Below are 13,281 nucleotides of genomic sequence, written 5' to 3'. Positions count from 1 at the left end.
GCTCCCTCCTTTACGGCGCCGCACCGAGATAGGCGGCGATGACGTCGGCGTTGGCCGCCACCTCCTGCGGCGTGCCTTCGGCCAGCATGCGGCCCTGGTTCAGCGCGGTGATCCGGTGCGAAATGCCCATCACCATCTTCATGTCGTGTTCCACCAGGACGATGGTGACGCCGGTCGCCGCGACGGTCTTGATCACCTCGTCGATCTCGCGGCTCTCGGTGGCGTTCAGGCCGGCCGCCGGCTCGTCCAGCAGCAAGAGCTTCGGCTCCGACGCCAGCGCGCGGGCGATCTCCAGCCGTTTCAGCGCGCCGTAGGGCATGGAGGCGGCGTCGGCATCGATGTATTTCTCCAGCCCGACCTCGGTCATCAGCCGTACCGCCCGGTCGCGCGCCTCGCGATCCTTGCGCACCAGCGAGGGGAAGCGGAACAGCGCCGGCAGCAGCCGGGTGTCCAGATGCAGGTGCCGCCCCACCATGACGTTCTCCAGCGCCGTCATGTTGAAGAAGATCTGCAGGTTCTGGAAGGTGCGCGACATGCCGCGGGCCGCCAGCCGGTAGGGCGCCATCCCCGACACGTCGGCCCCGTCGAACAGCACCCGGCCGCCCGACGGCTTGTAGACGCCGGTCACCAGGTTGAACAGCGTGGTCTTGCCCGCCCCGTTCGGCCCGATGATCGAATGGATGTCGCCGGCGGCGATGGTGAAGCTGAGATCGCCGATGGCGAGCACGCCGCCGAATTCGCGGCTGAGATGCTCCACCTTCAGGATCGGCGGGCCGACACGGCGGACCTGCCCGCTGGTATCGGGAACAAGATCGGGTGTCGCCAGCATCTTCATGCCCGCCTCCGCGCCGGGAGCAGAGCCGCCAGGGTGGGAAGCAGCCCCTTCGGCATGAACACCATCGTCGCCATCAGGATGCCGCCCAGCACGATCTGCTGGTAATCCTGGAAGACCGTCAGCGCCTGCGGCAGCAAGGTCAGCACCACCGCGCCGACGACGGCGCCGAAGGTCGAGGCCATGCCGCCAAACACCACCATGGTCACCAGCTCGATCGACTTGAAGAAGTCGGCCTTGGCCGGGGTGATCAGGCCGGCATAATGGGCGAACAGGCTGCCGGCCACGCTGGCGAACACCGCCGACAGCACGAAGACCAGAACCTTGAAGCGCGCGGTGTCGACGCCGACCACCTCGGACGCCACCTCCGACCCGTGGACGGCGCGCAGCGCCCGGCCCATCGGGCTGTCGATCAGGTTCAGGGACAGCCAGACCACGCCGACCAGCAGCACGCCGACCACCCAGTACCAGACCTTCTCGCCATATAGCTCGACGCCGAAGATTTTGAACGGCTCGACCATCATGCCGTCGGGACCGCCGGTCAGGCCGCTTTCGGTGCGCAGCACGATCGACACGATGATGCCGATGCCGAGCGTCGCCATGGCGAGGTAATGGCCCTTCAGCCGCAGGATCGGCTTGGCGACCAGGAAAGCCAGCAGCCCGACGAAGACGGCGCCGGCCAGCAGCGCCAGCGCCGGCGGCCAGCCGTAGACGCCGACCAGCACGCCGGACGCATAGGCGCCGATGCCGAAGAAGCCGGCATGCCCCAGGCTGATCTGTCCGGCATAGCCGATCAGCAGGTTCAGCCCGACGCAGACCACGGCGTTGAAGCCGGCCAGGATGGCGATGTCGAGATAGAAGTTGTTGGGCAGGAAGGCCGGCAGGACCGCGATCACCGCGGCCAATGCCAGGAGCCCGGTCAGGCGCCCGTGCAGGAGTGCGTTCATCGTCTTGGAGGTCCTTACACCCGTTCGGTGCCGCGCTTGCCGAACAGCCCGTTCGGCATGAAGAGGAGGACGGCGAGGATGATGACGAAGGCCACCGCATCCTTGTAGGCCGAGGAGATGTAGCCGGCGCCCAGCGCCTCGGCGATGCCGACGATCAGCCCGCCGGCCACCGCGCCCGGCCCGTGGCCGAGGCCTCCCAGCACCGCGGCGGTGAAGCCCTTCAGCCCCAGCATGATGCCCATCTCGGTGTAGGAGAAGGTGATCGGCGCCACCACCGCCCCGCCGATGGCGCCCAGCGCCGCCGACAGTGCGAAGGAGGCGAGCACCACCCGCTTCACGTCGATGCCGACCAGCTGGGCGGCCAGCCGGTTGTGCGAGGTGGCGAGGATCGCCTTGCCGGTCAGCGTCCTGGCGAAGAACAGGCCGATGGCGACGATCAGCACGCCGGCGGTACCGACCACCCACAGCGACTGCGGCTGCATCGAGGCGCCCAGGATTTGGATCGGCGTCTCGCCGGAGAAGGCGTCCAGCCGCTTGAAATCCTTGCCCCAGACCAGCTCCGCGATGCCGCGCAGGAAGATCGAGGCGCCGATGGTGATGATAATCAGGGTGACGGTGGAGGCGTTGCGGGCGCGTTCGACCGCGAATTTCGCCACTAGCACGCCGACCAGCATGGCGCCGCCGCAACCGATCATGATCGCCAGCGGCAGCGGCACGCCCGACGCCGTCAGGGTCGCCGACGCCATGCCGCCGATCATGATGAACTCGCCCTGGGCGAAGTTGATGACGTGGCTGGCGTTGTAGATGATCGAGAAGCCGAGCCCCGCCAGCGCATAGATCGCGCCGATGGTCAGCCCCGACAGCAGGTATTGCAGCAGTTCCGCGAACATCGTTGGGTTCCTGATGTTCCTCTCCCGCGCACATCTCCCCCTCTCCCCCCGGGGAGAGGGTCGGGGTGAGGGGGACGCATGGGGTGGATTGGGGGAGATGATCGCGGGTCACAATCCTTGTGACTCCACGCAGTGCATCCCCCTCACCCTAACCCTCTCCCCGCTTTCGGCGGACCGAAGGTCCGCCTGTCGCGTCAGCGCAAACGAAGTTTGCGCGTGAGCGGGGGAGAGGGGATCCGAGCCACGCCCGTCACTTCACCAGCGCCCAGTCACCCTGCTTCACTTCCACCATGTGGAAGGCGTCCAGCGTCAGGCCCATGTGGTCCTTGGCGCTCATGGTCACGGTGCCGCCGGTGCCGACATAGCCCTTGGTCTGCTCGATGGCGTCGCGCAGCTTGGCCTTGTCGGTGCCGCCGGCCCGCTTGACCGCGTCGAGCGCGATCATCAGCCCGTCATAGGCATGGCCGGCGAAGGTCGAGACCTCCGAGTTGAAGCTGTCCTCGTAGACCTTGGTGAACTCGGTCACCACCTTCTTCTGCGGGTCGCTGTCGGCCAGCTGGGCGGCGACCACCAGCCCGGCGGCCGGCAGGCGGACCCCCTCGGCGGCACCCCCGGCCAGCCGGATATACTCCTTCGACGCGACGCCGTGCGACTGGTAGAGCGGCAGCGAAATGCCGAGCTGGCGGTAGTTCTTGGTCACCACCGCCGGCCCCTGGCCGAGACCAAACACCAGCACCGCCTGCGCCGCGGCGTTGTTCTTGACCTTGGTCAGCTGGGCGGTGACGTCGGTGTCCTTGGCGCCATAGGTCTCGTCGGCGACCAGCTCGATCCCGCGCTCCTTGGCGACGGCCAGCGTCTGGTCGCGGCCCGACTTGCCGAAGCCGGAATCCTCCGACAGCAGCGCCAGCTTGGTGAAGCCCCGCTTCTTCATGTCCTCCATCACCTTTTCCGCGGCCATGCGGTCGGTGTGGGGCGTCTTGAACACCCACTTTTTCACCGGCTCGACGATCACCACCGCGCCGGCCAGCGAGATGAAGGGGACGCCCGCCCGCTCCACCAGCGGCACCGCCGCCATGGTCGCCGCGGTGGTGGTGCCGCCGACGATCACGTCGACGCCGTCGCTTTCGATCAGGCGCTTGGTGAAGGAGGCCGCCTTGTCGGCCGCCCCGCCGTCGTCATAGATGGTCAGCTGCAGCGGACGTCCGTCGACGCCGCCCGCCTTGTTGATGCGGTCGGCATACAGCTCCAGCACCTTCTTCTCCGGATCGCCGAGGAAGGAGGCCGGGCCGGTGGCCGAGACGATGGCGCCGACCTTGATCGGGTCCGCGGCCTGCGCGGCTCCGGACATCAGGCCGGACACCGCGGTCAGGGCGGTTACGGCGGTTACGGCGGTGACTGCGATGGTGGCTAGCAGGCGTTTGCGCATCATGCCCTCCCAAGTGCTCCCCCCCTTGTCACCGGACCGGGCGGCAACCCGATCCCGGCGCGGCGGGACGATTTGCTTCACATAATGTTTCAAACGAAATGATTTCAGAAGCAAAAACTCGGGCACCGAAACCACAATCGGATTGCGGATGTTACCGGGAACCATCTTTTGCTTTTACGCTCCCTCCGCCTTCGCGTCGGACCACGCCATTTCTTTTCATGACACAAATTTGCCATTCCATGAAAGGCTAGTGTATCACATTATTGATTGTCAAACGGAAAGTCCGGATCGCCTCCTATCGGCCGCCGATCGGTTCGCCCGCGCTGTCGTGGCGCTGGCCCAACCGGTGCCGTGTTTCGTATACAACTCCGTCACCCCGCCCTGATCCGCCCAACCCGTATCGCACGCCGCATCGATAAGGACGCCCCCACCGCATGGCTCGCCCGCGCCGCCCCGAAGACCTGGCCGCCCAGCTGATCGAGACGATCGCGCCACGGGCGAAGTCGCTCATCATCACCGTCTATGGCGACGCGGTGCTGCCGCATGGCGGCTCGCTGTGGCTGGGCAGCCTGATCGAGCTGATGGACCGGTTCGGAATGAGCGAGCGGATCATTCGGACCTCGGTCTTCCGTCTGTGCAAGGACGACTGGCTGACCAACACCCAGATCGGCCGGCGCAGCTTCTATCGGATCACCGAAAGCGGGAAGGAACGTTTCGCCGCGGCGGAGCGGCGGATCTACGCGCCGCTGGCCCGCGAATGGGACCGCGGCTGGGACCTGCTGATGGTGCCGCCCAACGCGCTGGACGCGGAGACGCGCGACGCCCTGCGACGGGAATTGACCTGGCAGGGCTTCGGCGCCGCATCCGCCACCGTCTACGCCCACCCCAACTGTGACGAGGCGGCGATGCACCGCTCGCTGGCGGAACTGGGCGTAGCGGACAAGATCGTCCACATGAAGGCCAGCCTGGACCGGGCGGAAGGGTTCGGCGCCCTGCGCGACCTGGTGCGCGGCTGTTGGGACATCGATCAGCTCGAGCACGACTATGCGGCGTTCCTGGATCACTTCCGTCCGGTCTGGGCGGCGGTCGACGGCGCCGAGGCGCCGGACCCGGCCGCCTCTTTCGTCCTGCGGACCCTGATGATCCACGATTTCCGCCGCATCCTGCTGCGCGACCCGATGCTGCCGCCCGACCTGCTGCCAGCGGACTGGCCGGGCCAGGAATCACGGATGCTGACGCGCAACCTCTACCGCCGCTTGGCCGGCCCGTCGGAATCCTTCCTGATGCAGGCGGCGACCACCGCCAACGGCCCCTTGCCCGATGCCCAGCCCTCCTTCCTCGGCCGGTTCGGCGGTCTAGAGAGCGTCACCGCCGGCTGAATATCGGCGGGGATCGGGGCGTAAGCCGAAACTTTGTCCGACGACCGGGATGGGAATCACGATAGGATAGAGTCGACCCTTTTTGATCGACCGAAAGCTGGAATGCCGTCGATGCTGACCATCGTCTACCGCAGCGAGGCCATCGACCGGCTTCCTTACAGTGCGCTTGCGGATATCTGCCTGTTCAGCGCCCGCAGCAACTGTGAACGGGGCATCACCGGCTTTCTGGTGGAGCTCGACGGCATCTTCCTTCAGGTTCTGGAAGGCGATCCGGACAGGGTTGATCGGCTGTTCGCCCGCATCGTCGACGATCCACGCCATCGCAACGTGACGCTGCTGCGGCGCGAAACCTCGGACGGGCCGCCCGAATTCGGCTTCTGGGCGATGAATTTCGGCCCGCTCGACACGCCCACTTTCTGGCAGGCGATCTTCGGCACGCCGATGCGGAGCGAAGAATTCCGGCAACGGTCGCAGGGGGTCGGCTTCGCGCGCGATGTGCTGGGCCGCGCCTACATGCACGCCTGCATCGTCGCCGATGTCGACCCCGCCGCCCACGACATGGTCCGCGGCAACATTCCCGCCCTCGCGCCGATCTGAACGGCGCCCGGGAACCCGGGAATTTCGATACCGTTTCTACGGATTTTACCTGTCATGGGAACGAATTGATCTGGATCAATTCGCTGAATTCGCGTGCTTTCCATTTTGAAACAATCGGTTGCCGATGAAAACATCGCAGGATGATGTGATACACTCATAATTGTTTTTGCGATCTTTCTGTGTCATATAAAGCCCACAGGGCGCCGATGGGAATGTGAGCGCCCGCCGAAATGCCCCGGAGGAAACGCCCCCATGTCCAAGGACTACACCCCCATCGCCAACACGATGGACCTGCCCCCGGCCACGCCGCAGCCGAACGTCTACCCGCTGTCCTGGGTGTCGCAGACCAGGAAGCTGGAAGAGGTCTACGCCGCCGCCCAGCGCGAGACCTGGGACCCGGCCAAGCTGCCCTGGGACAGCTTCGACGTATCCCGCTATTCGTGGGAGGAGAGGGAGGCCATCGCCTATTGGTGGACCATCCTGTCGGTGTTCGACGCCTCCGCCCCGCCGGTCTTCGCCCATGCGCTGATCAAGACCTACGAGGTGCATGAGGAGGACCCGGTCCGCCGCTGCTTCTTCTCCGTCACCCGCGACGAGCAGAACCACGAGCAGATGTGCGGGCTGGCCATCACCAAACTGCTGGAGGCGACAAGCCCGCTGACCTACGAGCCGCGGACCGATCTCGGCCGCCGGCTGCAGAAGAACGCCCATTGGCTCTACTACAATGGCGGGCGCTATTGGGACGGCTACAAGAAGGCCGTTCCGAAATACTCGCTGGCCGTTCTGTTCAGTTCCTTCCTGATGGGCGAGATCGCGGCGGCGACCATCTTCCACCAGATGGCGGCCGGCTGCAGCGAGCCGGTGTTCAAGGAGGCCTTCCGCAACATCGGACGCGACGAGGGCCGCCACATGGCGATCTGCCTGTCGGTGATGGAGCGCGACTATCCCCATCTGGCGGTGGAGGACCGCTCGGTCATCACCAAGCAGATCCGTGCCGGCTACCTGTTCCTGTCCGCCGTCCTGTTCGAGCCGCCGCCCCAGTTCTGGGACCTGCCCGACGACTTCATCGCCACCCAGCGCGAGGCCGAGGCCGTCGCCCGCAACGCCGGCTTCCACATCCCGGATTACGAGGCGAAGAAGGAGAACTGGCGCAACGCCATGCTGAACCTCAAGGGCGTGCTGGACCGCTATGCCATCCCGTTCCCGGCGATCCCCGAAGTCGGCATCACCGGCGAGGAAGTCCGCGACGTCGACATGGACGAGATCATTCCGGTGTTCTGAGGCGCTGGTCCCACTGCCCCCACCCTAACCCTCCCCCGCTCTCAGCGGACCTACGGTCCGCCTGCCGCGTCAGCACAAAGCGAAGCTTTGTGCGAGAGCTTTGCAGGGGAGGGAACTGCCGCCGCTTCCCGGCACAAGCACTTGCTCCCTCCCCCGCCCTGCGGGGGAGGGTCGGGGTGGGGGCAGGAGTCTCTCTGAGAATAGCCCAAGGATTCTCCCGGTGAGCCGCATCCGCCTCCACCCCTCCGGCCGCACGGTCGAGTGCCGCGACGGCGAGACCGTCCTGTCGGCGCTGGAACAGGCCGGCTACGCCCTGCCCAACAACTGCCGTGCCGGCGCCTGCGGCGAATGCAAGGTCAAGGTGCTGAGCGGCCAGTTCGACCAGGGCATGGTGCTGGACATGGCGCTGTCGCGGGACGAGCGGAAGGACGGCTATGGCCTGATGTGCATGGCCAAGCCGATCTCCGACGAGCTGGTGATCGAATACGGCACCGCCGACGCCCAGCCCAAGCTGTTCCCGCCGCGCGAGAACGTGCTGTTCATCGTCACCGACCGCATCCCGCGCACGCCGCGCATCGTCGAGCTGCGGCTGCGCCCGCTGGGCCAGCCGCTGCGCTACTGGCCTGGCCAGTATGTGATGCTGGGCGACGCCGCGGCCGGTGCCCCGCCGCGCTGCTATTCCATCGCCAACGCGCCCCGTCCGGACGGCGAGATCGTGCTGCAGGTCACCCGGGTCGACGGCGGCCAGACCAGCAGCTGGATCCACGACCGGCTCGCGGTCGGCGACATGGTGAAGCTGTCCGGCCCCTATGGCACCTTCATCGGCGACCCGTCGGTCGACAGCCCGGTGCTGTGCATGGCGGCCGGCTCCGGCCTCGCTCCCATTTTGGCGCTGACCGACGCGGCGCTGCGCCGCGGCTACCGACCGCCGGTGACGCTGCTGGTCTCCGCCTGCGCGACGGCCGATGTCTATGAGCAAGGACTGCTGGGCTACTGGCAGGCCAAATACCGCAACTTCAAGGTCAAGGTGACCCTGACGCGGGAAGAAGCCCCCAACCACTTGAAGGGCCGCATCCCGGCCATCCTGCCCGGCCTGTTCCCCGATTTGTCCGGCCATGCCGTCTTCACCGCCGGCAGTCCCGCCTTCGTCGAGGCCTGCGTCGTCGCCGCCCGCGCGCTGGGCGCCAGGGACGACCAAATCCACAGCGAAGGCTACGTCTCCCAACACATCCCTGAAGCGCTGCCGGCCGACCGGCTCATGAGCGTGGGGTAAGGCGGAAGACGATCCTCATGCCTTGCGGACTCCGGCGATGAAGCCGTCGATCTCGCGGGTCAAATCCTTCGACTGGCCGGCAAGCGCGGCGGCGGCGGCGAGCAGTTGGTCGGCCGCCGCCCCGGTCTCGCCGGCGCCCGCCCGGATGTTGCCCATGCCGCCGCTGACCTCCTGCGCCCCGTCGGCGGCCTGGATCACGCTGCGGGCGATCTCCTGGGTCGCCGCCGCCTGCTGGTCGACCGCCGCGGCGATCCCCGAGGCGATGCGGCTGACCTGGGCGATGGTTTCGCTGATGCCATGGACGGCGGTCACCGCCTCCTGCGTCGCGTCGCGGATGCCCTTGATCTGGCCGACGATGTCCTCGGTCGCCTTGGCGGTCTGGTTGGCGAGGCTCTTCACCTCGCCTGCCACCACGGCGAAGCCCTTGCCGGCCTCTCCCGCACGGGCCGCCTCGATGGTGGCGTTCAGCGCCAGCAGGTTGGTCTGGCCGGCGATGTCGTTGATCAGCCCGACCACCGCGCCGATCCGCTCGGCGCTCTCCGCCAGCGCCGAGACGGCATCGTCGGCCCGCTTGACGTCGGACACCGCCGCGTCGGCGATGCGGGCGGACTCGCCGACCTGACGGCCGATGTCCTGGACCGAGGCCGACAGTTCCTCCGTCGCCACGGCAGCGGTCTGCACATTGTCGGCGGCGGCGCTGGCGGAGGCAGCCACCTGCTCCGACCGGCCGAGGCTCTGGTCGGCGATGCCGGTCAGGGCGCGGGCGGTCGCTTCGAGCTGCTGGGCGGACGAAGCCAGCGCTCCGGTCAGGCCGCCGACGCGGACCTCGAACCCCTTCTGCAAGTCCGACAACGCCGCGGCGCGGGCTTCCTTGGCCTGCCAGTCGGCCTTCTGCTGGCGGTCGAGTTCGGCCGCGCGGACCAACCCTTGCTTGAACACCTCGACGGCGCGGGCCATGCCGCCGGCCTCGTCGTCGCGCCTGGCGCCCGGCACCGCCACGTCGAGATCGCCGGCCGCCAGCCGGTCCATGGCGGCGGTGACGGCGGCGACCGGCCGGGCGATGCCGTCGCCGACCCTCCAGGCCACCAGGCACCCCAGCGCGACGCAACCCAGGCTGACCAGCACGGTCAGCAGGGTCAGCCGGTTGGCGTCGGCCATCACGCTGGATTGCGGCGCCGCCACCATGAAGGACCAGGCGCCGGCCGCACCGGAGAAGCGCACCGGCGCCAGCCGCAGGTAATGCGGCGCGCCGGCAAGCGTGACGATGCCGTCGAACGCGCGGCCCTCGGCGACGGCGCGGCGGGCCGCCTCCGGCAGGTCGTCGGCGGTCTTCGACAGCTTGCCGTTGTCGGGATGGGCGACATAGAGGCCGGACCCGGTCAGCACCGCGGCGAAGCCGTCGCCGTAGGGCCTCACCGAGCGGACCAGATCGGTCAGGCCGGTCAGCGCCATGTCGACCCCGGCGACGCCGATCACCCGACCGCCGCCCGACGCCCCATCCAGCACCGGCGCGGCGGCGCTGGTCATGAGGCGCTTGGTGAAGTCGTCGAGATAGGGTTCGGTCAACACCGGCTTCCGTGCCGCGGCAGCCGCCTTGTAATACTCCTTCTCCTGCACGTCCGAGAACGGATAGCCGTCGCTGTCGTCGGCATGCACGCCCTTCTCGCCCGGCAGCCACAGCAGGCTCATCCGTCCGGTCCCGGGCAGGCCGAGGATCTCGGCGGAGCGGTCCTGGCCGGCAAGCGCCGCGTCCCGGCCGTCGAAGCCGTCGTCGGCCATGTCGACCCACACCCCGGCATAGAGCGGATTGGCCTCCGCCACGCGGCGCAGGTAGCGGTTCACCGTTTCGCGACGCGGGGTCCCGGTGGACCGCTCCACCTCGACCAGCGCAGCCGCGGCGCGGGCGGCGTCCAGGGCGGCGGACAGATCGGCGGCAACCCGCGCGCCATGGCGGTCCGCCATCTCGGCGGCCAAGGTCAGGGCGGCCTTGTGCCCGGCGTCGCGCGACAGGGTGAGCGACACCGCCGTCACCGCGGCGGCTCCCGCCGCCAGCACCGCCGCCACGCCGATGATGATCTTCGTCCTGAACCGAGCCTTCATGCCGCGCACCTTCGTCCAGTCCGCCAAATGTCCGGAACCGAACGCGAAGGCGGTACCAAATAGGGGGAAGAGGCGGCACCATATAATCGATAACGATCGGAAGGCACGTCATTTCCGGGACTGCACGGCAGATGTTTCAACCCGGAATCCGCTTCCGGACCGGCCGGCCATGTCACGCCGGCCGTCGGATTGATCTTGCTGCAACCGCGAAAAAGGCGCCTGGGATGCAGAAACACCTCCACCGGCGCCCGCCTCACAACCGAAAATGCGCTGACTCTCCAGTCCGCACGCCGTGCCTAAGGCCCGTCGTACCGCACCACCTGCTGGTCGATGGCGCCGAACACGCTGGCGCCGGCCGCGTCGAACAGCTCGATCCGTACGCGGTCGCCGAAGCCCAGGAAGGGGGTCTTCGGCGCGCCATGCTCGATGGTCTCGATCATCCGCAGCTCGGCCAGGCAGCTGTAGCCGACACCGCCGGCCGCGACCGGCTTGCCGGGGCCGCCATCCAGCTTGTTCGACACCGTGCCCGACCCGACGATGCTGCCGGCCGCCAGATGGCGGGTCTTGGCGGCATGGGCGATCAGCGTCGGGAAGTCGAAGGTCATGTCGACCCCGGCATCCGGCTTGCCGAAGGGCTGGCCGTTCAGCGTCGTCACCAGCGGCCGGTGCAGCTTGCCGCCGTCCCAGGAATCGCCCAGCTCGTCCGGCGTCACCGCGACGGGGGAGAAGCTGGAGGCCGGCTTGGACTGGAAGAAGCCGAATCCCTTGCCCAGCTCCGCCGGGATCAGGTTGCGCAAGCTGATGTCGTTGACCAGCATCAGCAGCCGGATGTGCCCGCGTGCCGCCTCGGCCGAAACACCCATCGGCACGTCGCCGGTGACGACGGCGATCTCCGCCTCGAAATCGATGCCCCAGGCCTCGGTCGCCGCCGGGATCGGGTCGGTCGGCGCCAGGAAGCCGTCGGAACAGCCCTGATACATCAGCGGATCGGTCCAGAAGCTGGGCGGCATCTCCGCCCCGCGCGCCTTGCGCACCAGCTCCACATGGTTGACGTAGGCCGACCCGTCCGCCCATTGGTAGGCGCGCGGCAGCGGCGAGGCGGCCTCGGCCGGGTCGAAGGGCCGGCCGGCTGCCGGATCGGCGTTCAGCGCGCGATAGGCTTCCTCCAGCTTCGGCGCCAGCGCCGTCCAGTCGTCGAGCGCCGCCTGCAGGCTGCGGGCGATCTCCGGCACCGGGGTGGCGCGGGTCAGGTCGCGCGAGACCACCACGAGGGTGCCGTCGCGCCCGCCCGCCTTCAAACTTGCCAACTTCATTGGTCTCTTCCCTTCCTCAGAATTCGGCGTCCGGCGACCTTATGGCCGCTCATTTCGCCTTCCAGCTGTCGGCGTAGCCGCCCCACTCGACGCCCTCCATCGCCGGATGGACGTCCAGCGGATCGCGGGTGTCGATCATCACCGCGACCTCGTCGGTCTCCTTGCGCTCGAACTTCTGCGCCACCTCGTAGGCCTTCGGGTGCGGCCCATGCGGGAAGCCCGAGGGATGGTAGGTGACCATGCCGGGATGGATGTTGTCGCGCGAGAAGAACTGGCCGCGGTGATAGAACAACACCTCGTCGAAATCCTCGTTGGAGTGATAATAGGGCAGCTTCAGCGCCTCCGGGTCCGACTCGATGGGACGCGGCACGAAGGTGCAGACGATGAAGCGGGAGGATATCCAGGTGCTGTGCGCCGAGGGCGGCAGATGGTAGCGGTGGCTCATCAGCGGCCGGATGTCGCGCCAGTTCAGCCGCACCGGGGCGAGGTCGCCGTGCCAGCCCACCGCGTCCAGCGGGTTGAACGGATAGGTCATGGCGCAGAGCTGCCCGCGCTTCTTCACCCGGACCAGCGTCTCGCGCTCGTGCTTCTGCGCCTGGAAGGCGTCGTCCAGCGCCGGGACGTCGAGCACCGCCGGGTCGAAGATGGCGTGGGCGCCGACCAGCCCCTTGTCCGGCAGCTTGTAGGCGTCGCCGGTGGCCTCCACCATCAGCACCATCACCGCCTCGTCCGCCTCCAGCCGCCAGCAGGTGTTGCGCGGCAGCACGACATAATCGCCCTCGCGCACCTCCAGATGGCCGTAATCGCAGAACAGATGCCCGCCGCCCTGGTGGAAGAACAGAAGATCGTCGCCGTCGGCGTTGCGGACGAGATGGTCCATCTTCCCCTTGAAGCGCCACAACCGCAGCTGGGTCGCCGCGTTGCCCATCAGGGCCGGCGCCTCCAGCGGGCAGCCCGGGATTTGGCCGGGCATGTGCTCCACATGGTTCAGATCGAAGGCGCGCGGGCGCAGCGGTCCGTCGAAGCTGGTCCAGCCGGTCGGCGGGTGGGCATGGTGCATCTGGGTCGCCGGGCCGAAGAAACCCTCGCGTCCCAATTCGCGCTCATAGGTGCCGGCGGGAAGCCGGACATGGGCCTGACGCGACGCGGTGCCCTCGACCTTCGGAAACGAAATCCAGTTCTTCATGGCGCTTCCCCCCTCGATACGGTTGGTATGCCGCCGGCCATGTCCACTCCGGGCGCC

The 13,281-nt window shown here is 67.8% G+C and carries 11 protein-coding genes; 4 read left to right on the top strand and 7 right to left on the bottom strand.

What is annotated here, in order from left to right; translation table 11 throughout:
• Window positions 1–10: 10 nt before the first annotated feature.
• The 4 genes from JHL17_RS03175 to JHL17_RS03160 all read right to left on the bottom strand — a co-directional run bounded on the left by JHL17_RS03175 (window position 11) and on the right by JHL17_RS03160 (window position 4,095).
• Window positions 11–835 carry an ABC transporter ATP-binding protein gene (locus tag JHL17_RS03175; protein ID WP_211113293.1) on the bottom strand — a complete coding sequence of 275 codons (825 nt, stop codon included), beginning with the start codon at window positions 833–835 and terminating at the stop codon, window positions 11–13.
• On the bottom strand, window positions 832–1,779 hold the full coding sequence (locus JHL17_RS03170) for a branched-chain amino acid ABC transporter permease (RefSeq protein ID WP_200190601.1): 948 nt from the start codon (window positions 1,777–1,779) through the stop codon (window positions 832–834). Before JHL17_RS03170 ends, JHL17_RS03175 begins: the two co-directional genes overlap by 4 nt.
• A 14-nt stretch (window positions 1,780–1,793) precedes the next feature.
• Window positions 1,794–2,669: a branched-chain amino acid ABC transporter permease gene (locus JHL17_RS03165; protein WP_200190600.1), complete on the bottom strand. Its 876-nt coding sequence runs from the start codon at window positions 2,667–2,669 to the stop codon at window positions 1,794–1,796.
• Window positions 2,670–2,919: 250 nt separating this feature from the next.
• Complete coding sequence (locus JHL17_RS03160; RefSeq protein WP_200190664.1) at window positions 2,920–4,095, bottom strand: ABC transporter substrate-binding protein; 1,176 nt, start codon at window positions 4,093–4,095, stop codon at window positions 2,920–2,922.
• Window positions 4,096–4,529: 434 nt separating this feature from the next.
• Here JHL17_RS03160 and paaX point away from each other — a divergent pair, with 434 nt between their 5' ends.
• The 4 genes from paaX (at window position 4,530) to JHL17_RS03140 (ending at window position 8,625) form a co-directional block, all read left to right on the top strand.
• A complete protein-coding gene (gene paaX, locus JHL17_RS03155; RefSeq protein ID WP_200190599.1) occupies window positions 4,530–5,474 on the top strand; it encodes a phenylacetic acid degradation operon negative regulatory protein PaaX in 945 nt (314 codons plus the stop codon).
• 111 nt (window positions 5,475–5,585) lie between these two features.
• Window positions 5,586–6,071, top strand: coding sequence for a BLUF domain-containing protein (locus JHL17_RS03150; RefSeq protein ID WP_200190598.1), 486 nt, complete (start codon window positions 5,586–5,588; stop codon window positions 6,069–6,071).
• Window positions 6,072–6,323: 252 nt separating this feature from the next.
• The gene (locus JHL17_RS03145; protein ID WP_200190597.1) at window positions 6,324–7,352 is read left to right on the top strand and encodes a hypothetical protein; all 1,029 of its coding nucleotides are present in this window, start codon (window positions 6,324–6,326) and stop codon (window positions 7,350–7,352) included.
• A 220-nt stretch (window positions 7,353–7,572) separates the two neighbouring features.
• The gene (locus JHL17_RS03140; RefSeq protein WP_200190596.1) at window positions 7,573–8,625 is read left to right on the top strand and encodes a 2Fe-2S iron-sulfur cluster-binding protein; all 1,053 of its coding nucleotides are present in this window, start codon (window positions 7,573–7,575) and stop codon (window positions 8,623–8,625) included.
• Window positions 8,626–8,640: 15 nt separating this feature from the next.
• Here JHL17_RS03140 and JHL17_RS03135 read toward each other — a convergent pair whose 3' ends face one another.
• The 3 genes from JHL17_RS03135 to JHL17_RS03125 all read right to left on the bottom strand — a co-directional run bounded on the left by JHL17_RS03135 (window position 8,641) and on the right by JHL17_RS03125 (window position 13,224).
• Window positions 8,641–10,725, bottom strand: coding sequence for a methyl-accepting chemotaxis protein (locus JHL17_RS03135; RefSeq protein ID WP_200190595.1), 2,085 nt, complete (start codon window positions 10,723–10,725; stop codon window positions 8,641–8,643).
• Between the two features lie 296 nt (window positions 10,726–11,021).
• Window positions 11,022–12,038 carry a fumarylacetoacetate hydrolase family protein gene (locus JHL17_RS03130; RefSeq protein ID WP_200190594.1) on the bottom strand — a complete coding sequence of 339 codons (1,017 nt, stop codon included), beginning with the start codon at window positions 12,036–12,038 and terminating at the stop codon, window positions 11,022–11,024.
• 49 nt (window positions 12,039–12,087) lie between these two features.
• Complete coding sequence (locus tag JHL17_RS03125; protein WP_200190593.1) at window positions 12,088–13,224, bottom strand: homogentisate 1,2-dioxygenase; 1,137 nt, start codon at window positions 13,222–13,224, stop codon at window positions 12,088–12,090.
• Window positions 13,225–13,281: the final 57 nt, after the last annotated feature.

The sequence above is a fragment of the Azospirillum endophyticum genome (genome assembly GCF_016595245.1).
Lineage (GTDB): Bacteria > Pseudomonadota > Alphaproteobacteria > Azospirillales > Azospirillaceae > Azospirillum > Azospirillum endophyticum.
Note: the sequence above shows the minus strand (reverse complement) of the source record. Positions and strands in the feature narration are given on the sequence as shown.